At 61.1% G+C, this 25519-nt stretch carries 20 protein-coding genes; 13 read left to right on the forward strand and 7 right to left on the reverse strand.

The features are described 5' to 3' along the window. Positions 1-2 precede the first annotated feature (2 nt). The 3 genes from uvrY to U862_RS0122670 all read right to left on the reverse strand — a co-directional run bounded on the left by uvrY (position 3) and on the right by U862_RS0122670 (position 1973). On the reverse strand, positions 3-644 hold the full coding sequence (uvrY, locus tag U862_RS0122660) for a UvrY/SirA/GacA family response regulator transcription factor (protein ID WP_024012761.1): 642 nt from the start codon (positions 642-644) through the stop codon (positions 3-5). A gap of 127 nt (positions 645-771) precedes the next feature. Next, positions 772-1215, reverse strand: a complete 444-nt coding sequence (locus tag U862_RS0122665) for a GNAT family N-acetyltransferase (RefSeq protein ID WP_025112505.1) — start codon at positions 1213-1215, stop codon at positions 772-774. Then, the gene (locus tag U862_RS0122670) at positions 1212-1973 is read right to left on the reverse strand and encodes a carbon-nitrogen hydrolase family protein (RefSeq protein WP_025112506.1); all 762 of its coding nucleotides are present in this window, start codon (positions 1971-1973) and stop codon (positions 1212-1214) included. The genes U862_RS0122665 and U862_RS0122670 overlap by 4 nt, the downstream gene beginning before the upstream one ends. A gap of 617 nt (positions 1974-2590) precedes the next feature. On the opposite strand from U862_RS0122670, the gene U862_RS0122675 reads away from it, so the two are divergent. Next, complete coding sequence (locus U862_RS0122675; RefSeq protein ID WP_025112507.1) at positions 2591-3667, forward strand: 3-deoxy-7-phosphoheptulonate synthase; 1077 nt, start codon at positions 2591-2593, stop codon at positions 3665-3667. Between the two features lie 74 nt (positions 3668-3741). On the opposite strand, the gene U862_RS0122680 is transcribed toward U862_RS0122675, so the two are convergent. Beyond that, the gene (locus tag U862_RS0122680) at positions 3742-4713 is read right to left on the reverse strand and encodes a hypothetical protein (RefSeq protein WP_256214728.1); all 972 of its coding nucleotides are present in this window, start codon (positions 4711-4713) and stop codon (positions 3742-3744) included. A gap of 544 nt (positions 4714-5257) precedes the next feature. Here U862_RS0122680 and U862_RS0122685 point away from each other — a divergent pair. From U862_RS0122685 to U862_RS0122730, 10 genes are all read left to right on the forward strand, one after another. Further along, complete coding sequence (locus U862_RS0122685) at positions 5258-6127, forward strand: triacylglycerol lipase (RefSeq protein WP_025112509.1); 870 nt, start codon at positions 5258-5260, stop codon at positions 6125-6127. 96 nt (positions 6128-6223) lie between these two features. Continuing rightward, positions 6224-6505, forward strand: coding sequence for a peptidylprolyl isomerase (locus U862_RS0122690; RefSeq protein WP_007912303.1), 282 nt, complete (start codon positions 6224-6226; stop codon positions 6503-6505). A 134-nt stretch (positions 6506-6639) separates the two neighbouring features. Beyond that, the gene (locus U862_RS0122695; protein WP_025112510.1) at positions 6640-8508 is read left to right on the forward strand and encodes an extracellular solute-binding protein; all 1869 of its coding nucleotides are present in this window, start codon (positions 6640-6642) and stop codon (positions 8506-8508) included. Further along, positions 8508-9569 carry a microcin C ABC transporter permease YejB gene (locus U862_RS0122700; RefSeq protein WP_025112511.1) on the forward strand — a complete coding sequence of 354 codons (1062 nt, stop codon included), beginning with the start codon at positions 8508-8510 and terminating at the stop codon, positions 9567-9569. The genes U862_RS0122695 and U862_RS0122700 overlap by 1 nt, the downstream gene beginning before the upstream one ends. Further along, complete coding sequence (locus U862_RS0122705; protein ID WP_025112512.1) at positions 9569-10591, forward strand: ABC transporter permease; 1023 nt, start codon at positions 9569-9571, stop codon at positions 10589-10591. Before U862_RS0122700 ends, U862_RS0122705 begins: the two co-directional genes overlap by 1 nt. Positions 10592-10600: 9 nt before the next feature. After that, entirely contained in the window at positions 10601-12175 is a 1575-nt protein-coding gene (locus U862_RS0122710) for an ABC transporter ATP-binding protein (RefSeq protein ID WP_025112513.1), read from the forward strand. A gap of 144 nt (positions 12176-12319) precedes the next feature. Beyond that, entirely contained in the window at positions 12320-13726 is a 1407-nt protein-coding gene (locus tag U862_RS0122715; RefSeq protein WP_025112514.1) for a sigma-54-dependent Fis family transcriptional regulator, read from the forward strand. 283 nt (positions 13727-14009) lie between these two features. Further along, entirely contained in the window at positions 14010-15401 is a 1392-nt protein-coding gene (locus U862_RS0122720; protein ID WP_025112515.1) for a GntP family permease, read from the forward strand. A 7-nt stretch (positions 15402-15408) separates the two neighbouring features. Then, positions 15409-16182 carry a 3-hydroxybutyrate dehydrogenase gene (hbdH, locus tag U862_RS0122725; RefSeq protein WP_025112516.1) on the forward strand — a complete coding sequence of 258 codons (774 nt, stop codon included), beginning with the start codon at positions 15409-15411 and terminating at the stop codon, positions 16180-16182. Positions 16183-16260: 78 nt separating this feature from the next. Beyond that, positions 16261-18216 (forward strand): acetoacetate--CoA ligase, encoded by a 1956-nt coding sequence (locus tag U862_RS0122730; RefSeq protein WP_025112517.1) that lies wholly within the window; start codon positions 16261-16263, stop codon positions 18214-18216. Positions 18217-18868: 652 nt separating this feature from the next. On the opposite strand, the gene U862_RS0122735 is transcribed toward U862_RS0122730, so the two are convergent. After that, a complete protein-coding gene (locus U862_RS0122735) occupies positions 18869-19981 on the reverse strand; it encodes a PilT/PilU family type 4a pilus ATPase (RefSeq protein WP_025112518.1) in 1113 nt (370 codons plus the stop codon). A gap of 133 nt (positions 19982-20114) precedes the next feature. Here U862_RS0122735 and U862_RS0122740 point away from each other — a divergent pair, with 133 nt between their 5' ends. Both U862_RS0122740 and U862_RS0122745 read left to right on the forward strand, forming a co-directional pair. Then, a complete protein-coding gene (locus U862_RS0122740) occupies positions 20115-22664 on the forward strand; it encodes a PAS domain-containing sensor histidine kinase (RefSeq protein WP_025112519.1) in 2550 nt (849 codons plus the stop codon). 39 nt (positions 22665-22703) lie between these two features. Next, positions 22704-22979 carry a peptidylprolyl isomerase gene (locus tag U862_RS0122745; protein WP_025112520.1) on the forward strand — a complete coding sequence of 92 codons (276 nt, stop codon included), beginning with the start codon at positions 22704-22706 and terminating at the stop codon, positions 22977-22979. A 224-nt stretch (positions 22980-23203) separates the two neighbouring features. Here U862_RS0122745 and U862_RS0122750 read toward each other — a convergent pair whose 3' ends face one another. Continuing rightward, positions 23204-24136, reverse strand: coding sequence for a sugar kinase (locus U862_RS0122750; protein WP_025112521.1), 933 nt, complete (start codon positions 24134-24136; stop codon positions 23204-23206). 130 nt (positions 24137-24266) lie between these two features. Beyond that, positions 24267-25481, reverse strand: a complete 1215-nt coding sequence (locus U862_RS0122755; protein WP_025112522.1) for an amino acid deaminase — start codon at positions 25479-25481, stop codon at positions 24267-24269. Positions 25482-25519 lie beyond the last annotated feature (38 nt).

Genomic DNA, 25519 nt, shown 5'->3' on the forward strand with positions numbered 1-25519 from the left:
GATCAGGCGCTGGCATCAACCATGCCGTGGCGCACAGCCAGCAACGTCAACTCGACATCACTGCTGATCGACAGCTTTTCGAAGATCCGATAGCGATAGGTGTTCACCGTTTTCGGCGACAGGCAAAGTTTGTCGGAAATAATCTGCACCTTCTGGCAGCCGACAATCATCAATGCGATCTGGATTTCCCGTTCGGACAGAGCATCGAACGGCGAATCGTTGGTCGGCTGAAACGACTTGATCGCCAGTTGCTGGGCGATCTGCGGGCTGATGTAACGCTGCCCGGCAAATACCAGCCGAATGGCCTGGACCATTTCCGGCAACCCGGCGCCCTTGGTCAGGTAACCGGCGGCACCGGCCTGCAACAGGCGTGTAGGAAACGGATCTTCCTCACATACCGTGACGGCGACGACCTTGATGTCCGGATGGCTGCGCAACAGCTTGCGCGTCGCCTCAAGACCACCGATACCGGGCATCTTGACGTCCATCAGGACTACATCGGGTTTCAACTCACGGGCCTTGATCAGGGATTCTTCCCCGGATTCGGCCTGGCCAACCACCTGCAAGCCATCGATATCGGCCAGCATACGTGTAATGCCTGTACGAACGAGATCATGGTCATCGACCACTAGCACCCTAATCAAGCAGACACCTCGCGAAATGGTCTTATTGGGATGCCCGACACCTTAGCAAAAAGTGCCAGACAGACCTAGCGGCAAGCAGCATTTAAAAAGTTTCAATTCATCATCGAAGGCTTGCCAGCCGTGGGTTTCAGAGCACAGGTGTACCGAATTCGAGCTGCATCCTCAGGAAACACTCGTCCTCGCCGCACACCTTCAAGCCTTTTCTCTTATACAGGCTTTGCGCCGGATTATTTTTGAATACGGTCAAACGCAACGCCGGGAACCCTTCAGTGCGGGCCATCACGATAACCTGATCAAGCGCCCAGGATCCTGCACCCTGACCGCGAAACGCTTCAGTCACTTGCAACTCGCGTATGTACAGTGCCCGGCGATCCCGACTGAGACTGAAGAATCCCACGGCGATTTCAGCACGCATGATCAACCAGTTGTCACGCCCGGACCAGGCAACATCAAACGCTTCGTCCTGCCAAAGCAGGTCGTGATCAATGTAATAGCGCAGCATGTTCCGACACGCCAGGTCACGGGCAAATGCCGTGTCATTTGGTTGCGCGCGACGCAAACTGTAGCTCATTGCGCGATCGTCACTGGCACCACCTGCCCCTGCCATCCACCGGCGTCACGCCGAGCGACCACCAACAACTCTCCAGGCCCGGGCGCGGCAACGATCAACGCCCCGATTTCAGACCAGAACGCGCTGCGCCCTGCTGACTGCCACCCACCCGTGAGCCCGGCATGATTGGCCATCAGCACCGCCATCGAGTGCTTTTCCGCGTAGCCCTGTAGCAGCGCGCTGTCCGCGCCATAGCCGCTTTCCCCAATCAGCACACCTGCGGCGTACAGGTCGGCACCAAGACCAGCAGCCGCTGCCGCGTGGCTGGCGTGGGAAAAATCAGCACAGACCGCCAGTGACACGGTATCGCGGCCTATTCGAAGGGTCGAGCCACCGGTGCCAGGCGCAAAGAAACGCTCTTCGCCAGCGTGCAGATGCTGTTTGCTGTAAACCTCAAGAGAGCCGTCCTTCGCTAACGTCAACGCACCAATCAATACCTGCGAACTTCCCTTCAGACGAATCGGCATACCGACGACAGCACTGATGCCCAGTTCTCGGGCGTAATCGCGCAGGGGTTGCAGCACCGCGTCCAGCGGATCGATCGCCATGTCTGCGGCAAGCTGGCCTTCGTAGCCTGTCAGGGACAGTTCCGGGAACACCAGAAGCTCGACACCCTGCTCCGCCGCTGCGGCCATGAAGCGCAAATGAGCGGTGATGTTCGCGGCCAGATCACCTGCAACGGAAAACGATTGGGCTGCTGCGACAGTGAAAACCGACATGACTCTTCCTTGGACTCTGACAAAACATCCAGTGTGTCACAACGCCTGCAGCACTCAAGCGATAGGTCACACGCTGAATGAGCGATAGCAATTTCTGATTGCTCAGGCGTACGGGCCTCTAGTAAGCTCGGCGCATTCATCGGAGACAGACCATGTTCAACGCCCTCTCACAGCTTTGTGCCGACAGCGCCCCGCGCTCGGTTGCGGCTGCCCGGGTGAATGACGTTTGCGCTCCAGTCAGCTTTTATTTTGGGTATTGGTTTAGCCACTGGCGCGCCTGATACCCACACGGCGCCCATGTAAACGGGTCGCCTACCAGAGAATTCTCAACCCCCGGTCGGCCTCCCGACCGGGGGTTTTGTTTTTTCAGGCCCACACTTTTTCAGCAACACACCAGACACTTTGAGGATTTACGCCATGAACTACGCCACTTATTACCGTTACGACAGTTTTACCGCCTGGCGATTTACCAGCCTCCGCTCGGGACAGCCTGCCGCCTCCGATCGGTCACCCACAGGTGGCAAGCACACACACGTAGCCAATACGGCCAATTGTCGAACACCCCAGTAGGGCCGAGTGAGCGGGAAGCACCCGCCACCAGCCCAGGAATCCCGAATATGAACTCGTCTGTTTCTGCTCTGCCACTGTCCACCCTCAATTCTGCCAACGAAGCGCTGACCCTGCGCCTGCCCAGCTCGCTGCAGCTCAAGCAGCAATTGCCGCTGAACAATGCTCTCGCCCAGCAAGTCGCCGCCCACCGCCAGGCGATCCGCGCGATTCTCGATGGTGAAGACCAGCGCCTGCTGATTGTCGTCGGCCCATGCTCGATTCACGACCCGCGCTCCGCGCTGGAATATGCCGAAAAACTTGCCCGGTTGGCACAGGACGTCAGCGACGAAATGCTGCTGGTCATGCGCGCCTATGTCGAAAAACCACGCACCACGGTCGGCTGGAAAGGCTTGGCCTATGACCCACATCTGGACGGCAGCGACGACATGGCCGCCGGTCTGACCCTGTCGCGCGAATTGATGCTCGAGATGGTTCGCCTGGGACTACCCATCGCCACCGAACTGCTGCAGCCGATGGCTGCCGGCTACTTCGACGACCTGCTTGGCTGGGTTGCCATCGGCGCACGTACGACCGAATCGCAGATCCACCGGGAAATGGCCAGTGGTCTGAGCATGCCCGTAGGTTTCAAGAACGGCACCGACGGTGGCGTGACCGTAGCCGTCGACGCCATGCGTTCGGCTGCCCATCCACATCGGCACTTCGGCGTCGACAGCCAAGGCCACCCGGCGATCATCCAGACCTCGGGCAACCCCGACACTCACCTGGTACTGCGCGGTGGCCATCATGGGCCGAACTATGATCGCGAAAGCGTGGCCCGGGTACATGCCGACTTGACCCGCCTGAAGATTCCAGGCCGGATCATGGTCGACTGCAGTCACGCCAACAGCGGCAAGGATCCACTGCGCCAGCCCCACGTATTCAACGAGGTGCTCGAGCAACGCTTGCAAGGTGATCGCTCCTTGATCGGCATGATGATCGAGTCCCATCTGTTCGAGGGTTGCCAACCTTTGAGCCCTGCCCTGCGCTATGGCGTATCGGTCACCGACGGCTGCCTGGGATTCAGCGCGACGGAACAGTTGCTGTCGAGCGCAGCCGAACGTCTTCGGGCACGCCCTCAGGCCTGATGCTCTGAACGACCTCTGCGGGCGAGCCAGCATCCCGCAAAGGCTGAACTGTCACTCGGAACTTCAACCCAGGCTTACGCCCGCACCCGGATACGGGTAACGCCGGAAGCCTGGCTGACGTCATCCAGCCGCTCCACCGAGTAGGACACCTGCACCACGGTTTCCCGATGCTCTCGCCAGAATCGGTGAGGCACGATGAATACCAGTGGCTGACCGGCAGTTTCCCGAGTGATATCGCGATCATCGCGATGACCGAAATACTCCCCGTCGCACTTGAGGTACACCAACTCCCCTTCCTCTGCATGCGGATCAGTGATCACCACGGTCACGCCGTCCACGGCATCGTCTGCGTCCAGTTCGCCGTCCTGCGCTTCCAGCACCTGCGGCGCCGGCAGATCGCCACGAATCAACGGTGCGATCAGAATTCGGGAGGTTGCGGAGTTCCTCACCTGTCCGTCCATTGACTTGATCTGATAGCTGACCATTACCGATTGAGTGGAACAGGCTGCGATGCAGTCGGCAGCAATCCAGAAAGAAAGCGCTTCGCCGACGGCAAACTGCTCCACAGTCACAACATCATTGAACACCGACGCTGGTGCGGCACCTTGCCAGGACAGCGTGACCCGATCACTGGCAGCCATGCGCGCATAAGGTCGCACGGTGACGCTCGTGCCGTGCGGCACACGAACGGGATCAAGTGTGCCACCCACCGTTTCTTCGATGATCGGTGCAAGCAACTCGGGTTCTGGATCGCCTACATCCAGTTGCAGGCGACAGGATGACACCGGTTCGGACAGGGCCACGCTATATAGCGTCCAGTAAAGCTCCAGCGAACCGCGCTCCAGCGCTGCGACGTGTACGCCTTTTATGGCAAACACGATTTCCTTGCCCACTTGCCCATCGCTGACAGAGCGCGAGGCCTCATGCCGATAGGGCAATCCTTCGTCATCGATCCCGTGCCAACTCAATACCAGTCTGTCGCCGCTCATCATGTTCGGGTAAGGCGCAACCCTGACGAATGCGTTGCCCAGCGAAGGATCAAGCATTCCCTGCTCCAGGACCTCAAGCATCGGAGCAGGCAGGCACAAGTTCGAAGTTGGCGCAGCTACGCAGGTGGAGTGATAGCTGAATTCGAGGCTACCTCCGTCCACCTTAAAATTCAGATGACCACAGCCATCGCTATCAATCGACAAGGGAGATGTATTGGCTATCGGCTTTACAGAAGAGTCGTCATTGGCTTCGTACATAGACATTCGTGGCTCCATTCCTTGGATAGAACGCCGCCATCAAGGCCGCGTCGAACGAAACCCATTGAACATCATCCAGCGAATCCTCGAAGTCAGCCCTGAGCCTTGCGAACCGGGGGTAAACACACCGCATGACGTAGGCATCCGGCAGCGTTTTGGTAGAAACAGGGCAAAAGATTGCCAAATGTTCCGACTCCCCCCTCAAGCAGAATCGAAAAATCGCACAGTTTTTTGTCCAGTTTCCTCACAAACAGGCGGACTTTTCAGACATCACCCGCCCTTAGGCCTGTTTTACAGTGGCACGCATCAACCACTGACAAACATCTGCAAAAGAGGCAGGAACATGCAACGGAATGCGACAACACGCTACCCCATCCTTTTGGTCCATGGCCTGTTCGGCTTTGACCGTATCGGTCATTTCGAGCTTTTTCATGATGTCAAGCAAGCACTGCGGGAAGCTGGCGGCCAGGTGTTCGTGCCACAGCTGTCTGCTACCCATGACAACGAAGTACGCGGCCAGCAATTAATCTGGCAGATCGAACGCGTGCTGCAAGGCACCGGTGCCGGCAAGGTCAACCTGATCGGGCATAGCCAAGGCGCGCTGGCCTGCCGCTACGCCGCTGCCCTGATGCCGGAGAACGTGGCCTCAGTGACATCCGTCAGCGGCCCCAACCACGGTTCGGAACTGGCTGACGCTTTACGCATGGCGCTGATTCCGGGAAACCTGCCGGAGCAGGTGGCAGAGCAGGTTGCAACGCAATTCGCTGACTTTCTCTCGTTGCTCAGCGGTCAACCGGCGATGCCACGCAACGCCGTGGCGGCACTCAACGCCCTGACAACTGCGGGCGTCGGCGAATTCAATCGCAAATACCCTCAAGGCCTGCCCTCGACTTGGGGTGGTCACGGCGCGGAATGCGTCAATGGCGTCCACTACTATTCCTGGAGCGGCACGCTGCAAGGCGATTTGCTACAGACACTCGATCCGGTGAATGCCGTCTGCCGGGCATTGTCGGGACATTTTGCGATGGAAGCCGGGCAGAATGACGGTTTCGTCGGTCGTTACAGCTCGCATCTGGGCACGGTCATCCGCTCCGACTACCCTTTCGATCACCTCGCCAGCCTGGGTCACCCCCGCGGTCTGCGAAAACGCGACGATGATCCGGTCGAACTGTATGTCGAGCACACGATGCGCCTGAAGGCTGCACAGCTGTAGGCACGTGCCAATGTACCGAGCGGAACTTTGCCGAGAAATCGCTTACTGAATCCGGTAGGCTCCACACTTTACTGAAATAGATTGGAGAGTTTCCCCATGGCCAAAGCCACTGCCCGCCACATCCTGGTTTCCAGCGAAGACAAGTGCAACGAACTCAAGGCCCAGATCGAAGGCGGTGCTGATTTCGCCGAAGTCGCCAAAGCCAACTCCACCTGCCCGTCCAGCCGTCAGGGCGGCGACCTGGGTTCGTTCGGTCCTGGCCAGATGGTCAAGGAATTCGACACTGTGGTATTCAGCGCGCCGATCAACGTCGTGCAAGGCCCGGTGAAGACCCAGTTCGGTTATCACCTGCTCGAAGTCACCAGCCGCCAGGACTGATCCGTCGCCTGATTGCTGTCCAACGGCCCGCCTTTTGGTGGGCCGTTGTGTTTCGGTTACAGGATACGGCTGGCGGCTGACGCACCGCTCGCGTACAAATTGCGCTTATCGATCACCCGGCTTTAAGGCTGACAATGCGACTGGCTTTCCCTTCTCTGCTGTTCACTGCCGTGGCCCTGCTGTTGGGCGCCGCTGGTGTGGACGCCACCCCGCAACACGCGTTGACCGTCTATGGCGAACCTGCCAAATACCCGGCCGGTTTCAGCCACTTCGACTACACCAATCCGCAGGCGCCCAAGGGCGGCACCCTGCGCCGTTCGGCGATAGAGATCGGTCACTTCGATCACATCCTTCCGTACATCGACAAAGGCATCGGCGTCACGCAGATTGACGGCATGCTTTATTCGCCGCTGGCCCAGCGTTCGATGGACGAGCCTTACACCGTCTACGGCCTGGTGGCGCAAAAGATGGAGCGCGCTGAAGACGGGTTGTCCCTGCGCTTCTTTATCAACCCCAAGGCGCGCTTCGCCGATGGCACACCGATCACCGCCGAAGACGTGCGCTACACCTATGACTTGTTGATGACCCAGGGCAGCCTGCGCTATCGCACGCAATTCGCCGACGTCAAAGGCGTCGAAGTGGAAGCGCCACTGACCGTGCGTTTCGACTTCAAGAGCAATGAGAATCGTACCTTGCCGCTGGACATCGCCACCCTGCCGGTGTTTCCCGAACATTGGTGGAAAACCCGCGACTTCGCTGGTGGCGGCGGCTACGAGCCGCCACTGGGCAGCGGCCCGTACCGGGTGGGCAAGGTCGACTCCGGCCGCAGCATCACTTTTGAGCGCAACCCCGACTGGTGGGGCAAGGACCTGCCGGTCAGTCGCGGCCTGTACAACTTCGATCACTTCAGCATCGAGTACTTCGGCGACACCGATGTTGCCCGCCAGGTGCTGCGCGGCGGCGCCTATGACTACAACCGCGAGTTTTCCGCGACCGGCTACTCGATCGGCTATGACAGCCCGGCGCTGAGCGACGGCCGCTTGCAGAAAGCGCACCTCGCCACCGAAGCCCCGCAGTCGGCCCAGGGTTTCGTGTTCAATCTGCAAAAACCGATGTTCCAGGATCGCCGGGTGCGCCAAGCGCTGGCGATGCTCTGGGATTTCGAGTGGAGCAACCGGCAGATGATGCGCAACATGTACATCCGCCAGCAGAGTTACTTCTCCAACTCCGCGCTGGCCGCCCGCCAATTGCCGGATGCCGCAGAACTGAAGATCCTTGAACCGTTGCGCGGGCAGATTCCCGATGAAGTCTTCACCCAGGTCTTCGAAGCACCGAAAACCGATGGCAGCGGCTTGATCCGCGACAAACAGTTGCAAGCCCTGCAGTTGCTCGAACAGGCCGGCTGGAAACCTGATGGCGACCAACTGGTCAACGCCGAGGGCGAACCGTTGAGCTTCACCTTTCTGGTCAGCCAGAACGGCATGGACCGCCTGCTCCTGCCATATAAACGCACGCTTAAGCAGATCGGCATCGACCTCAATATCCGGCGCATCGACTCCTCGCAATACGTCAACCGCCTGATGAGCCGTGACTACGACATGATCGTCACCGGCTACCCGGTCACCACGTCACCGGGTGGCGAGTTGCTCAACTACTTCGGTTCGATTTCGGCCAACGACCCCGGCGCCAACAACTACATGGTGCTGAAGAACCCGGCGGTCGACAGCTTGATCAACGGCCTGATCCGCGCCTCGACCCAGAGCGACATGCTGCATTACGCCCATGCGCTGGACCGCGTGCTGCAGTGGAACTACTACTGGATCCCCAACTATTACCCGCCGGGCACTTCCACCGTCTGGTGGAACCGTTTCGGCATGCCGGCGATACAGGCCAGCAATGACGAAGCCATCGAGAGCTGGTGGGAGATCAGTAGCACGCCGCTGACCAACCAGCAGATGACCGCCGAGAAAATCGGCCGTGGCAGACCTGGAGGACCGCACTGATGTGGGCATACATTCTGCGGCGACTGTTGCTGATCATCCCGACGCTGGTGATCATCCTGCTGGTCAATTTCGTGATCATTCAGGCGGCTCCCGGCGGCCCGGTCGAACAGGCCATCGCCCATTTGCAGGGGATTGGCGGCGCCGGCGTCGGCGGCAGTGCCAGCGAAACCATGAGCAGCACCTCGCGCGCCAGCCGTGGCCTTGATCCGCAACTGATCAAGGACATCGAAAAACAGTACGGTTTCGACAAACCGGCGCATGAACGCCTGTGGTTGATGCTCAAGAACTATGCGCAGCTGGATTTCGGCAAAAGCTTTTTCCGCGGTGCCACGGTGACTGATCTGATCCTCGAAAAAATGCCGGTGACCATCTCCCTCGGTCTGTGGGCGACGCTGATCACCTATCTGGTGTCGATCCCGCTGGGCATTCGCAAGGCGGTGCATCATGGCAGCCATTTCGACATCTGGAGCAGCACCGCGATCATCATCGGCTACGCGATGCCGGCGTTTCTGTTTGCGATGTTTCTGATCGTGGTGTTTGCCGGTGGCACCTCGCTGAACTGGTTCCCGGTGCGTGGGCTGGTCTCCGACAATTTCGAATCGCTGTCGACCCTGGGCAAGATCGCCGACTACTTCTGGCATCTGGTGTTGCCAGTGACGGCGCTGGTGATCGGCGGCTTCGCCACGTTGACGATCCTCACCAAAAACTCGTTCCTCAATGAAATCACCCGCCAGTATGTGGTCACCGCCCGCGCCAAAGGTCTGAGCGAACGCCGTGTGCTCTACGGCCATGTGTTCCGCAACGCAATGCTGCTGGTGGTGTCGGGGATTCCACAGGTGTTCATCAGCGTGTTCTTTGCCGGCTCGCTGCTGATCGAAGTGATCTTCTCCCTCGACGGTCTCGGCCGCATGAGTTACGAGGCTGCGGTTTCCCGGGACTACCCGGTGGTGTTCGGTTCACTGTTCATCTTCACCCTGTTCGGCCTCTTGATAAAACTGATCGGCGACCTGTGCTACACCCTGGTCGATCCACGCATCGACTTCGCCGCGAGGAACGCCTGATGTTCAAGCTCTCGCCTCTGGGCCGTCGCCGTTTCACGCGATTCAAGAAAAACCGCCGTGGCTGGTGGTCGCTGTGGCTGTTCATCGGACTGTTCATCATGACGCTGGGCGGTGAACTGATCGCCAACGACAAACCGCTGGTCGTCAGTTATCAGGGCCAGTTCTACTTCCCGGTGTTCAAGCGTTACACCGAGCAGGCGTTTGGCGGGCAACTGCCGTTCCAGGCCGACTACCGCAGTGACTATGTGCAGAAGCTGATCCGCAAGGACGGTGGCTGGCTGGTGTTTCCGCCGATTCCGTTCAGCGATGACACGCCCAACTACGACCTCAATCAGCCCGCGCCGAGCCCACCTTCGACGGTCAACTGGCTGGGCACTGACGATCAGGCGCGCGACGTGTTGGCGCGGGTGATTTTCGGTGCTCGGGTATCGATCCTGTTTGCCTTGATGCTGACCGCCGTCAGCGCGCTGATCGGCATTGCCGCCGGCGCTCTGCAAGGCTATTACGGCGGCTGGGTCGATCTGCTCGGACAACGCCTGCTGGAGGTCTGGAGCGGATTGCCAGTGTTGTACCTGCTGATCATCCTGTCCGGTTTCGTCGAGCCAAACTTCTGGTGGCTGCTGGGGATCATGGCGCTGTTTTCGTGGCTGTCCCTGGTGGACGTGGTGCGCGCCGAGTTCCTGCGCGGGCGCAACCTGGAATACGTCAAAGCAGCTCGTGCGCTAGGCCTGAGCGACCGCAAGGTGATTTTCCGACACATCCTGCCCAACGCCATGAACGCGACGTTGAGTTACTTGCCGTTCATTCTGACCGGGGCGATTTCCACCCTCACCGCCCTCGACTTCCTCGGCTTCGGCATGCCCGCTGGCAGTGCCTCGCTGGGCGAGTTGATCGGTCAGGGCAAACAGAACCTGCAAGCGCCGTGGCTCGGACTGACGGCGTTTTTCACCCTGGCACTGATTCTGTCCTTGCTGGTGTTCATTGGCGAAGCGTTACGCGACGCGTTCGATCCACGATCCTGAAGTGCAACCATGACTGATAATCTGATCGAAATTCGTGACCTCAACGTCGCCTTCCATGGCCAGCCAGCGGTGCGCGACCTGTGCCTGGACATTCGTCCCGGTGAATGCCTGGCGCTGGTCGGCGAGTCGGGCTCGGGCAAGTCGGTAACCGCACATTCGATCCTGCAGTTGCTCCCCGAAGGCGATGCGCAAACCACTGGCAGCATTCGCTATCGCGGCCAGGAGCTGGTCGGCGCCGAGCCCAAGGTGCTGCGCGAACTGCGTGGCAACCGTATCGCGATGATCTTCCAGGAGCCGATGACCTCGCTCAATCCCCTGCACAGCATCGAAAAGCAGATCGGCGAAACCCTGCTGGTGCATCGGGGCCTGGGCGGCAAAGCGGCGCAGCAGCGCATTCTCGAACTGCTGGAACTGGTGGGCATTCAGAAACCCAAGGAGCGCCTCAAGGCCTATCCGCACCAACTGTCCGGCGGTCAGCGGCAACGGGTGATGATTGCCATGGCGCTGGCCTGCGAGCCGGAACTGCTGATTGCCGACGAGCCAACCACCGCGCTCGATGTGACCGTGCAGCGCAAGATCCTGCTGCTGCTCAAATCCTTGCAGCAGCGCCTGGGCATGTCGCTGTTGCTGATCAGCCATGACCTCAATCTGGTGCGCAGCATCGCGCAACGGGTATGCGTGATGAAGTCTGGCGAGATCGTCGAGCAGGCGCCGTGTGAAACCCTGTTTACCGCGCCGAAGCATCCTTATAGCTGTGTGCTGCTCAACGCCGAACCGGAAGGCGAGGCATTGCCTCGGGACGAGCGCGAAAACGTGCTGGAAGTCGATGATCTGCGAGTCGAATTCGTCGTCGGTGGCGGGCTGTTCCAGCGCAAGCAATACCTGCGGGCAGTGGACGGCATCAGCCTGAATATCCAGCGGGGCAAAACCCTGGGCATTGTCGGTGAGTCCGGTTCGGGCAAATCGACCCTGGGTCAGGCGATTCTGCGCCTGCTCGATTCCGAGGGCAGTATCCGCTTCCAGGGCACCGCCCTCGACGGCCTCGATCAGAAGCAATTGCGACCGTGGCGGAGGCAGATGCAGGTGGTGTTTCAGGACCCGTTCGGCAGCCTCAGCCCACGGATGTCAGTGGCGCAAATCATCAGCGAAGGGCTGGAGGTGCATTGTCAGTCCAGCGCTGATGAGTGCGATGAACAGGTGATCCGCGTACTCAAGGAAGTCGGCCTTGACCCGCAGAGCCGCCATCGCTACCCGCACGAGTTTTCCGGCGGTCAGCGCCAGCGCATCGCCATCGCCCGTGCACTGGTGCTGAAACCGGCATTGATCCTGCTCGACGAGCCGACCTCGGCCCTCGACCGTACAGTGCAGAAGCAAGTGGTCGCCCTGCTCCGCGATCTACAGGAAAAACACGGCCTGACCTACCTGTTCATCAGCCATGACCTGGCGGTGGTGCGGGCCCTGGCGCACGACATGATCGTGATCAAGGATGGCAAGGTGGTCGAGCGGGGAGCCAGCCATGATGTGTTCGATTCGCCGCAGCATCCGTACACGAAGGAGCTGTTGGCGGCGGCGCATCCGGGGTAGGCATGATCAGCGCTTGCCTTGAAACCGAGTCGCGGCCTTCGCGAGCAAGCCCGCTCCCACAGGAGAATGCACTTCAAAATGTGGGAGCGGGCTTGCTCGCGAAGAGGCCCTCACAAACAACCCAAATTCCGGATCAGCCCGCCCATGAACACCACCGAAAGCCTCAAGGACTACCAACGCGTTCGCACGCTGGCGATCCGCTCGCTGTTCGAGATCATCGAGCAGTCCAGCGAAGGCACGGTGATTGTCGATCGTGATGCCAATATCGTCTGGATGAACGAGCGCTATGCCCGGCGTTTTGGTCTTGAGTCGGCGAAACGGGCCATCGGCAAGCCCTGCGAAAGCGTGATCCCCGGCAGTTTGCTGCGCGAAGTGGTGCGCACCGGCCGGCCGATCCTGCTGGACATGCAGGACACGCCCAAAGAGCCGCTGGTGGTGATGCGCCTGCCGATCCACGACGACGCCGGCGCAGTGATCGGGGCGATCGGTTTTGCCCTGTTCGATGAGTTGCGCACGCTGTCGCCGATGCTCAAGCGCTACCTGAGCATGCAGGAGGAACTGGCCTCGACCCGCTCCCTGCTGCGGGCGCGACAGACCAAATACAACTTCGCCCATTTCATCGGCACCAGCGCCGCCAGCCTTGAGGTCAAACGCCGCGCCCGACGCAGTGCCAGTGCCGAGTCGGCGGTGTTGCTGCTTGGCGAAACCGGCACCGGCAAGGAGCTGCTGGCCCAGGCGATCCACAGTGCCTCGCCTCGCGCGCACAAAGCCTTCGTCAGCATTAACAGCGCGGCAATTCCCGAGGCGTTGCTGGAAGCCGAATTTTTCGGCACCGCACCCGGCGCGTTTACCGGCGCTGACCGCAAGGGGCGCACCGGCAAGTTGCAGATCGCCCAGGGCGGCACGCTGTTTCTCGACGAGATCGGCGACATGCCGCTGCCTTTGCAAAGCAAACTGCTGCGGGTGCTACAGGAAAAGGAGTTCGAACCGGTCGGCTCCAATGACGTGATCCAGAGCGATGTGCGGGTGATCGCAGCGACTTCGACCGACCTGCAAGCGGCGATCAAGCGTGGCGAGTTTCGCGCCGACCTGTATTACCGCCTCAACGTGCTGCCGATTCATGTCCCGCCGCTGCGCGAGCGTCTCGACGATTTGCCGGCGCTCAGCGAAGCGATCCTCGAAGAGCTGCGCAGTCAGCATGAACTGAGCCGTGCGGCGCTGGAGTTGCTCGGCCAGCATGCGTGGCCGGGGAATATCCGTGAGTTGCGTAATGTGCTGGAGCGCGCGGCGCTGCTCGGTGATGAGCTGATTCTGAGCGCAGAGGATATTCGCGCCGCCATCGGTACCTTCACCCCGATTGAACGTACCTCGGCGCCGATGGTGGAGTCCTTGGCAAACGAAACATTCGCCCAGGCGCGCCAGCGTTTTGATCGGCAACTGATCGAGTCAGCCCTCGCGCAATGCGCGGGCAAGGTGCCAGAGGCGGCGGCTCGTCTGGGGCTGGGACGGTCGACGCTGTACAAGAAGATGCTGGCCTTGGGCATCGCCTAGTCTCAATAAAGAGACTCGAGTCTCCATAAAAGGACAACAGCCAAAGCTTCGCGAGCAAGCCCGCTCCCACAGGGAAATGCATTCCAAGTGTGGGAGCGGGCTTGCTCGCGAAGACGTCAGTACATTCAAAAATATCTCAGAAAAGAGACAAAACTTCTAAACCGAACGCAAAAGAAAAATAAAAACTTTAGATTTCAATAACTTGATCACCTGGCACAGATCTCGCTAAAGCCTCTCCCACACCCGTTTCACCCACAAAAATAACAATCCCTGGAGACACACCATGAGTGTGATCATTGCCTTGGCAGCCCTCGCGCTGCTGATGCTTGCTGCCTACCGTGGCTACAGCGTTATCCTCTTCGCCCCGATCGCCGCCCTCGGCGCTGTCCTGCTCACCGACCCGTCCGCCGTCGCCCCTGCATTCACCGGGGTGTTCATGGAGAAAATGGTCGGTTTCATCAAACTGTATTTCCCGGTATTCCTGCTCGGCGCCGTGTTCGGCAAGTTGATCGAGTTGTCGGGGTTCTCCCGTTCAATCGTGGCCGCGGCCATTCGCCTGCTGGGCACCCGGCAGGCGATGCTGGTGATCGTGCTGGTCTGCGCCCTCCTCACCTATGGCGGCGTGTCGCTATTCGTCGTGGTGTTTGCGGTTTATCCGTTCGCGGCGGAGATGTTCCGTCAGAGCAATATCCCCAAACGCCTGATCCCGGCGACCATCGCCCTCGGCGCGTTCTCGTTCACCATGGACGCCCTGCCCGGCACCCCGCAGATCCAGAACATCATCCCCAGCACCTTCTTCAACACCAATGCCTGGGCGGCGCCGTGGCTGGGCCTGATCGGCACGATTTTCGTGTTCTGCGCCGGCATGCTGTTCCTGCAGCGCCAACGCAACAAGGCCCAGCGCGCCGGCGAAGGCTATGGCACCGAGTTGCGTAACGAACCGGAAACGGCTGAAGACCTGAAGTTGCCAAACCCGTGGGTCGCCCTGTCGCCGCTGTTGGCAGTGGGCATCATGAACCTGCTGTTCACCCAGTGGATTCCGCAGTGGTACGGCAAAACCCACAGCCTCGCGTTGCCGGGCATGGCCACGCCAGTAACCACGGAAATCGCCAAGCTGACCGCAATCTGGGCGGTGCAAGCAGCCTTGCTGATCGGCATCCTGATGGTGCTGGCGTTCGGCTTCAAAGCGATCCGCAGCAAACTCGCCGAAGGCAGCAAAAGTGCGGTCAGCGGTGCGTTGCTGGCGGCGATGAACACGGCCTCCGAATACGGTTTCGGCGCGGTGATCGCCTCGTTGCCGGGCTTCCTGGTGCTGGCCGACTGGCTCAAGCAAATCCCCAACCCGCTGGTCAACGAAGCGATCACCGTCACCCTGCTGGCCGGCATCACCGGCTCGGCGTCGGGCGGCATGAGCATTGCGCTGGCGGCGATGTCCGAGCAGTTCATCACGGCGGCCCACGCGGCGAATATTCCGCTGGAAGTGCTGCACCGCGTGGCGGCAATGGCCAGCGGCGGCATGGACACCCTGCCGCACAACGGCGCGGTGATCACCCTGCTGGCCGTTACCGGCCTGACCCACCGCGAAGCCTATAAAGACATTTTCTGTATTACGCTGATCAAGACCCTGGCGGTCTTCGTAGTGATCGGCACTTTCTACGCCACTGGCATTGTGTGAGGTATTCATGACCACTCTTTCGGGCAAGACCGCACTGGTTACCGGTTCCACCAGCGGCATTGGCCTGGGCATCGCCCTGAGCCTGGCCAAGGCTGGCGCCAACCTGATTCTCAACGGTTTCGGTGATGCGTCGAGCGTCATCGCCGAAGTCCGCCAGTTCGGGGGCAAGGTCGGTCACCACCCTGCAGATGTCAGCGATCCAGTGCAGATTGCCGACATGATCGCCTACGCCGAGCGCGAGTTTGGCGGCGTCGACATTCTGGTCAACAACGCCGGGATCCAGCATGTGGCGGCCGTGGAAGAGTTCCCGGTGGAGCGCTGGGACTCGATCATCGCGATCAACCTGTCGTCGGTGTTTCACAGTACCCGCCTGAGCCTGCCGGGGATGCGCGCCAAAGGCTGGGGGCGGATCGTCAACATTGCCTCGGTGCACGGTCAGGTCGGTTCGACCGGCAAGGCTGCTTATGTCGCGGCCAAACACGGGGTGATCGGTCTGACCAAAGTGGTCGGGCTGGAGACTGCGACCAGTAATGTCACTTGCAACGCGATCTGCCCGGGCTGGGTGCTGACGCCGTTGGTGCAAAAACAGATCGACGACCGGGCGGCCAAGGGTGTCGATCCGCAGCAGGCGCAGCATGATCTGTTGGCCGAGAAACAACCGTCACTGGCGTTCGTCACGCCGCAGCATCTGGGGGAGCTGGTGCTGTTTTTGTGCAGCGAGGCTGGCAGCCAGGTGCGGGGCGCGGCGTGGAATATTGATGGGGGGTGGTTGGCGCAGTAACTTTTCGCACAGAAATCCCCCTTGTGGGTGATGCGTCACCCTGGCGTGTGCATGAACAACAAAACAAGAGGCAAACCAATGTCCGACATCCTCTGGCAACCCGATGCCGAGCGTATCGCCCACTCGCGCATGGATCACTTTCGCCGCGACATCAATCAGCGTCATGGCCTGGCCCTGAGCAGCTATAACGACCTGCACCGCTGGAGCGTCGAACATCGCGAGGCGTTCTGGCAGGCGATTGTCGACGGCTTCGACATCCGTTTTCACACCCAGCCCGACGCCGTCCTGCGTGAAGGCGCACACATGCCCAGCGCCGAGTGGTTCCCCGGCGCGACCCTGAATTTTGCCGAACACCTGCTTCGCCGGCGCGACGATGCCGTGGCGGTGATTGCCGTGGCGGAAAACGGTCAGCGCGAACAACTGACCTGGGCCGAACTGGCCGAGCAGGTTGCCGGTGTTCAGGCCAGCCTGAAGGCCGCCGGTGTCGGCCTCGGGGACCGCGTGGCTGCGTGCATGCCGAATACCTGGCAGACACTAGTGGCGATGCTCGCGACCACCAGCCTGGGCGCAATCTGGTCCTGCTCGTCGCCGGACTTCGGCACCCACGGGGTGATCGACCGTTTCGGCCAGATCGAACCCAAAGTGCTGATCACCTGCGCGGGCTACCGTTACGCCGGCAAAGACATCGACCAGACCACCAAAGTCAACGAAATCCTCGCGCAGTTGCCGTCGCTGCAACAGTTGATCATCGTGCCCTATGCCCGCCCGCAGGCCTGCATCGGGGACTACCACACCCACGCCAACGTGACATTGTGGGACGACTTCTACCAACCCGGCGGCGAGCCGCGATTCATCCCGGTGCCCTTCAATCACCCGCTTTACGTGCTGTATTCCAGCGGCACCACCGGCGTGCCCAAATGCATCGTGCACAGTACCGGGGGAGTGCTGTTGCAGCATGCCAAGGAGCACGGCCTGCACGTAGATCTCGGTCCCGGCGACCGATTGTTCTACTACACCACCTGCGGCTGGATGATGTGGAACTGGCTGGTCTCGGCCCTCGCGGTCGGAAGCGCGGTGGTGCTGTATGACGGCTCGCCGTTTCATCCGGATAACCAACGCCTGCTCGACCTGATCGACGATGAGCGCATCAGCGTGTTCGGTACCAGCCCCAAGTTTCTGGCGACGCTGGAAAGCAGCGGCGTCAAACCGGCCGCCAGCCATGACCTGGGTAGCCTCAAGACCTTGCTCTGCACCGGCTCGGCGCTGTCGCCACAAAGCTACGACTTCGTCTACCGCGACTTCAAGTACGACGTGTGCCTGGCGTCGATGTCGGGCGGCACCGATGTGGTGTCCTGCTTCGTCAATGGCAATCCGATGTCCGCGGTGCGCCGCGGCGAGATCATGGGCAAGAGCCTGGGCATGGCGGTTGAAGTGTGGAACGACGCGGGCGTCGCCGTCATCGGCGAGAAAGGTGAACTGGTCTGCACCCGGCACTTTCCGGCCATGCCCGTCGGGCTCTGGCACGATGCCGATGGCGAAAAGCTGCGCAAATCCTATTTCAGCCTGTTCCCCGGGGTCTGGGCCCAGGGCGATTACGCTGAGCAATTGCCCCACGGCGGGATGCTGATCCACGGCCGCTCCGACGCGGTGCTCAACCCCGGCGGCGTACGCATCGGCACGGCGGAAATCTATCGTCAGGTGGAGAAAGTCCCGCAGGTGCTGGACTGCGTGGCCATCGGTCAGCAATGGCAGGACGATGTGCGCGTGGTGTTGTTCGTGCGCCTGCAGGATGACGTGGCGCTGAATGACAACCTGCAACAACAGATCCGCCAGGTGATTCGCGCCAACACCACACCGCGCCATGTGCCGGCGAAGATCGTTGCCGTCACTGACATCCCGCGCACCATCAGCGGCAAAGTGGTCGAACTTGCCGTGCGCAATGTGGTGCACGGTGAGCCGGTGAAAAACACCGATGCGCTGGCCAATCCCGAGGCGCTGGAGCAGTTTCGCCATCGCCCGGAGTTATCGGATTAACACGCCATCCCCTTGTGGGAGCGGGCTTGCTCGCGAATGCAATCTGTCAGTTGATAACAATGTGACTGACACACCGCTTTCGCGAGCAAGCCCGCTCCCACAGGGGGTCGTCGGTGGATGGAGAATTCGGGGCTATCCGGGATCTAGGGTGGGAGTGGGCTTGCTCACGAAGCCGGTGGGTCATCCGGTGAAGATGGCGGCTGAACCGGCGCTTTCGCGAGCAAGCCCGCTCCCACAGGGGGGCGTCGGTGGATGGTGGATCTGCGGCTGGTCGGGATCAAGGGTGGGAGTGGGCTTGCTCACGAAGGCGGTGTGTCATTCGGTCAAGATGGCGGCTGAACCGGCGCCTTCGCGAGCAAGCCCGCTCCCACAGGGGGGCGTCGGTGGATGGTGGATCTGCGGCTGGTCGGGATCAAGGGTGGGAGTGGGCTTGCTCACGAAGGCGGTGGGTCATCCGGTGAAGATGGCGGCTGAACCGGCGCCTTCGCGAGCAAGCCCGCTCCCACAGAGGGTCGTCGGTGGATGGTGGATCTGCGGCTGGTCGGGATCAAGCGTGGGAGTGGGCTTGCTCACGAAGGCGGTGTGTCATTCGGTGAAGATGGCGGCTGAACCGGCGCCTTCGCGAGCAAGCCCGCTCCCACAGGGGCAAGGGTTAATCCATCAGGCCCCAATCCCCCGATGCCGGTGGTGCCGGCGTCGGCGCCGCCTCGGCATGCAGCTTCAGGCGCAGGCGCAGATTGTTTTGTGAGTCGGCATGCTTGAGCGCCTCGTCTTCGCTGATCACCCCTTCCACCACCAGCGCATACAGCGCAGCGTCGAAGGTCTGCATGCCGACCTCGGCAGATTTGTCCATGATGCCCTTGAGCTCGCCCAACTCGTTGCGGCGGATCAGGTCGGCAATGGTCGGGGTGCCCAACATGACTTCGACCGCCGCCCGCCGCTGCCCGTCGAGGGTGCGCACCAGCCGTTGCGAGACAAACGCCTTGAGATTATTGCCCAGCGCATGCAGCAACTGCGGGCGGCGTTCTTCGGGGAACAGATTGACGATACGGTCCAGCGCCTGATTGGCGTTGTGCGCGTGCAGTGTCGACAGCACCAGGTGCCCGGTGTCCGCGAACGTCAGGGCATGCTCCATGGTTTCGCGGTCGCGGATTTCGCCGATCAGCACCACATCCGGCGCTTGGCGCAGGGTGTTTTTCAGCGCGGCCTGGAAACTGCGGGTATCGACCCCGACTTCGCGCTGGTTGATGATCGAGTGCTTGTGCCGATGGATATACTCCACCGGGTCTTCGATGGTGATGATGTGCCCGCTGCTGTGCCGGTTGCGGTGATCGATCAGCGCGGCCAGCGAGGTGGACTTGCCGGAGTCGGTGGCGCCGACGAACAGAATCAGCCCTTGCTTGAGCATCACTGTTTCCAGCAGCACCGGAGGCAGCTTGAGGTCTTCGAAGCGCGGGATATCGAGTTTGACGTTGCGGATCACGATTGACACGTCGTTGCGCTGTTTGAAGATGTTCAGGCGAAAACGCCCGACACCGGTGCGTGAAATCGCCAGGTTCATTTCCAGTTCCCGATCGAACTCGCGCCGCTGCTCGGCGTCCATCAAGGAGTTGGCGATGGCCTGGACCTCACCCGGTTTGAACGGCCGCTCGCTGAACGGCGTCAGCACGCCGTCGATGCGAGCGCTGGGCGGCGCGCCGGTGGAGAGGAAAAGGTCAGAGCCGTGCTGGCTCGACAGGCGGATCAACAGTGCATCGATTTCCATGGCAAAAAGCACCCGCGAAGCATTCAATGAACAGAAATAACCCAGTGTCGTGACGTAATGGGTCATACAGCGTCTACCGCAAGTGCAAGAATAGTAGACGCCTACGCACTGACCGACGCTCAGGATAGATGTGATGAACGCAGCCCCTTCCCCCGACGACGCCCAAGCCTTGATCGCCCGTACCGACTGGAGTCGTACGCCGTTGGGCGCGGCGGGCACCTGGCCACAAAGCCTGCGCACCGCGGTGGACATCGTGATTCACTCGCCGATGCCGATGCTGCTGTTGTGGGGCGCGCAGCTCACACAGATCTACAACAACGGCTTCGCGATGCTCGCCGGGAGCAAGCATCCGCACGCTTTCGGACAGCCGGCACACCTTATATGGCCGGAACTTCAAGACTTTACCGACCCGATTTATCGAGCCGTCCTACAAGGCCAGGTGCGCACCTACAGCGAGCGGCGATTTACCCTGCAACGCGAAGGGAAGGAATCCGACTTCTGGCTGGACCTGACCTACAGCCCGATCCGGGACGAGAATGCGCAAGTGGCCGGCATTCTGGTGACCGCCATTGAAACCAACGAACGCCGACGCATCGCGCTCGAACTGCAACGCCGTTCCGAAGAAAGCCTCAAAGCCCAGCGCAACACTGAAGAACGCCTGCAGCTCGCGCTGGCCGCCACCGATGCCGTCGGCACCTGGGACTGGGACATCGGCGAAGACCGCTTCATCGCCGACGCCCATTTCGCCCAGTTGCATGGCATCGATCCGGCTCTGGCCAGCCAATTGCCGATCAGCGATTACCTGCAAGGCGTGCATCCCGAAGACCGCGCCCTGATCGCCCGCAGCATCAAGCACTGCATCACCCATGGCACCGAATACGCCGAGGAATATCGTCTGCTGCGCGCCGACGGCGAACTGCGTTGGGTGTTTGCCCGAGGCCGCTGCTACAAGGATCACCACGGGCGCCCGGTACGGTTCCTCGGGGCCGCACTCGACCTGACCGAGCGTAAACACACCGAGCAGGCGCTGCGCCAAAGCCAGACGGAGTTGCAGCTGATCATCAACGCGATGCCGATCCTCATCAGTTACGTTGACCATGAAGAGCGTTTTCGCCTGAACAATGCTGCTTATCTGGACTGGTACGGTCTCACCCCGCAGGAGCTGTATGGCCGTACCATTCGCGACGTGATCGGCGAAGAAGCCTACTTTTTGCGCGCGCCGTACATCGCCGAAGCGCTGGCCGGGCGACCCTGCTCGTTCAGTCTGTACACCCCCCACCGTGACGGCAGCAACCGCCATGCGCTGATGAACTACCTGCCGCGCCACGGTGCCGATGGCGCGGTCAACGGTTTCTACATTTTCGTGATCGACGAGACCGAACGCAAAAAGACCGAAGAAGCCCTGCGCAATCTCAATGAAACCCTGGAGGAGCGGGTCAGCGCCCGCACCGAACAACTGGCCCAGGCCAATCAGCGACTGCAGAACGAGATGTTCGAACGCGAGCGCGCCGAAGATGCCTTGCGCCATGCGCAAAAGATGGAAGCGGTCGGCCAGCTCACCGGCGGTATCGCCCACGACTTCAACAATATGCTGACCGGGATCATCGGCAGTCTCGACCTGATGCAACGCTACATCGCCGACGGCCGCGCCGATGAGATCGGACGTTTCACCGAGGCGGCGGTGTCGTCGGCCAACCGTGCCGCCGCCCTGACTCATCGCTTGCTGGCGTTCTCCCGCCGACAGTCACTGGACCGCAAGCCCCTCAACGTCAACGAGCTGATTCATTCGCTGGAGGACTTGATCCGCCGCACCAAGGGCGACCCGATCGACCTCACACTGCGCTTGGCCGCCAATGTATGGGCGATCAGCACCGATGTCAGTCAGTTGGAAAACGCCCTGCTCAACCTGGTGATCAACGCCCGGGACGCGATGCCCAATGGCGGCGAACTGCTGATTGAAACCGCCAACGTCTACCTCGACGGCAGCGACATCACCACCCTCGAACCGGTCAAGGCCGGCGACTATCTGATGCTGGCGGTCAGCGATAACGGTACCGGCATGACCCCGTCGGTGCGGGCCAAGGCGTTCGATCCATTCTTCACCACCAAACCGATCGGCCAGGGCACCGGGCTGGGCCTGTCGATGATCTATGGCTTCGCCCAGCAGTCGGGCGGCCATGTCAGCCTCGACAGCCTGCCCGATCAGGGCACGTGCGTGCGCCTGTACCTGCCGCGCCTGAATCTGCTGGAACCCGAGCAGCCAATCGTGGAAACCCTCAGCACCGCGCCGGCTGCCAGGTCCGGGGAAACCGTGGTGGTGGTCGAGGATGACCCAGCGGTGCGCATGCTGGTCCTCGACTTGCTCAAGGAGCTGGGTTACCTCGCCCACGAAGCCGCCGACGCCAGCGCCGCCCTGCCGCTGCTGGAGTCGGATCTGCGCGTGGACTTGCTGGTAACCGACGTCGGCCTGCCGGGCATGAACGGCCGCCAATTGGCGGAAATCGCCCGTCAGCATCGCCCTGGCCTGAAAGTCCTGTTCATGACCGGTTATGCGCAGAAAGCCGCCGAGCGCCAAGGGTTTCTGGAGGATGGCATGGACATGGTCGCCAAACCGTTTTCGCTTGACGTGCTGGCGAACAAGATCCGCACGATGATCCACCAAACGCCGTCACTTGAGGCATAATCCCGCGCCCCGCCGTCACCCCGTTACAGGTATCGCACGATGAAAGCCCAAGCCCGCCACATTCTGGTGAAAACCGCCGAAGAGGCCGAACAGCTCAAACAACGCATTGCCAAGGGCGAAGCGTTCGATGTGCTGGCGAAGAAATATTCGACCTGCCCGTCCGGCAAACGCGGCGGCGATCTGGGTGAAGTGCGGCCGGGGCAGATGGTCGGCGCGATTGACGCGGTGATTTTCAAGAAGCCGTTGCGCACGGTGCATGGACCGATCAAGAGCAAGTTCGGTTATCACCTGGTCCAGGTGTTTTACCGCGATTGAGTGTTTGGCCTTAGGGCCTCTTCGCGAGCAAGCCCGCTCCCACAGTTTGGAATGCGTCACTGTGGGGGCACGTTCGGTTATCACTTGGTGCAGGTGTTTTTTCGCGGTTGAGTGTTTGGCTCCAGGGCCTCTTCGCGAGCAGGCTCGTTCCTACAGTTGGAATGCGTCATTGTGGGAGCGGGCTTGCTCGCGAACCGATTGCGCAGCAAACGGCCATTCACCGCTTACTTGGGGATCAACGCCCCTGGCACCTGAATCACCCGACTCGCCAGCAAATGCCCCGCCTCGGCCGCCTCAGCCGGGCAGCCCCCCAGCAAGCGGCTCGCCAGATACGCGGCACTGAACGAATCCCCCGCCGCCGTGGTGTCCACGACCTTCTCGACCTTCTGCGCCGGCACTTCGAACGCTTCGCCATCACAGCGAATCAGACACGCCTCAGCACCACGCTTGAGCACCACTTCCGGTGTGCCGACCTGCGCATAAGCCTCGAACACGGCATCGCAATCAGCAAAATGGAACAGCGCCTGCTCGTCATCCACGGTCAGCAATGCCAGATCGACATGCGGCAACACACTGCGATACGCCGCCCGAGCCTCTTCCTGCGAGGCCCACAAGCGTGGTCGATAGTTGTTATCGAAGACAATCCGCGCATCGCGCTGCCGGGCCTCGATCAGGGTCTGGAGCAATCGTTCGCGGCCCTTGGCGCCCAGCACTGCGAGGGTGATACCGCTGAAATACAACACGTCGTAATCCGCCAGCGCGGCCAGAATCGGCTCGGCGGCCGGTGTAGTGAAGCAGTCGCGCACCGCCGCTTCATTGCGCCAGTAGAGAAAACGACGCTCGCCGTTGGCGTCGGTCTGGATGCAATACAGGCCCGGCAAGCGACCGGGCAGACGCTGCACCCTTTGCAGGCCAATGCCTTCTTCGGCCCAGCTCTGGCACATGGCGTCGCTGAAGCTGTCGTCACCCAGCGCCGTGACGTAATCGACCTGAGCTTTATCGCCGAGGGCGCGGGACAGGTACACCGCCGTGTTCAAGGTGTCACCGCCGAAGCTTTGCTGCAGGCTGCCGTCGGCGCGGTGCTGGAGTTCGATCATGCACTCACCGATCAGGGCGATGCGCGGGGTGTTCGGGCCCAGGGGGCTGAGGGTGGTCATTGGGTGGGTCTCCAGTTGCTCGATGGTGTCTGGTCTGGCGCCTTCGCGAGCAGGCTCGCTCCCACAGGGAAATGCATTCCAAATGTGGGAGCGGGCTTGCTCGCGAATGGCTGCACCTCGGTTTCAGGCCTTAGAAACAGGTCCCCATGCTCTCGACCACCGCCAACTGTTCATCCACCAGCAACCCCACCCGCCACTTGTCGAACGTCAGGCACGGGTGCGAAGTGCCGAAGGAAATGATGTCACCCACCCGCAGTTCAACGCCCGGCGCCACAGTCATGAACGCATGCTGATCCATCACCGCCGTCACCTTGCACGCTCCGACATCGTCGCCCACCGCCGGCACCCCACCGGCCTTGTAGCGCAGCAACGGCACCGGCAGCCCTGCGTCGAATGCCACATCGCGTTTGCCGAGGGCTATCACCGCAAAGCCCGGTTCCGGCATCGATTGCACATGGGCCCAGACTTCCAGCGCCGGGCGCAGGCCTTCATGCAGATCGCTGCGACGATCAAGCACGCAGCACTGAGCTTCCTTATAGATGCCATGGTCGTGGGCCACATAGCTGCCCGGACGCAGCACGCTGAGGAAACGTCCGCCCGCATTCTGCGCCTCGAACGACTCGGCGATCAGGTCATACCATGCCGAACCCGAGGCCGTGATGATCGGCTTGGCAATGGCAAACGCGCCGCTGTCCTGCAGTTGCACCGCCAGGCGCACCAGCGACGCAGCAAATTCGCGAATGCCGCTGACCGCGTGATCGCCGTGGATTACGCCTTCGTAGCCTTCGATCCCGGTCAGGGCCAACGCCGGCTGCGCACTGATCGCCTTGGCCAGTTGGATGACTTCCTGCTCGCTGCGGCAACCGCAACGGCCGCCGACCACGCCGTACTCGATCATCACGTTCAACTTGACCCCGCGCGAGGCGAAGTAAGCCCCGAGATCGGCGACGTTGTCCGGGTGATCGACCATGCAGTAGAAATCGAAGACAGGGTCTGCCAGCAGATCGGCAATCAGCGCCATGTTCGGCGTGCCGACCAGTTGGTTGGCCATCAGTACCCGGCGTACGCCGTGGGCATACGCAGCGCGAGTCTGCGTCGCGCTGGCGAGGGTGATGCCCCACGCACCGGCGTCGAGCTGACGCTTGAACAGGGCCGGGGTCATGCTGGTCTTGCCGTGCGGCGCGAGCTCTGCGCCGCTGTCACTGACGAACTTCTGCATCCAGCGAATGTTGTGCTCCAGCGCTTCGCGGTGCAGCACCAGCGCTGGCAGGCTGACGTCTCGCACCAGATGCGCGCCGATGGCGGCATCGCCCTTTTCCACAGCAGAATTGATGGCAGTCGTCATGGTCGAACTCCTCACTGTCGCGGCCGGCAGGCAGCCGC

The organism is Pseudomonas sp. H1h (assembly GCF_000633255.1).
Taxonomy (GTDB): domain Bacteria; phylum Pseudomonadota; class Gammaproteobacteria; order Pseudomonadales; family Pseudomonadaceae; genus Aquipseudomonas.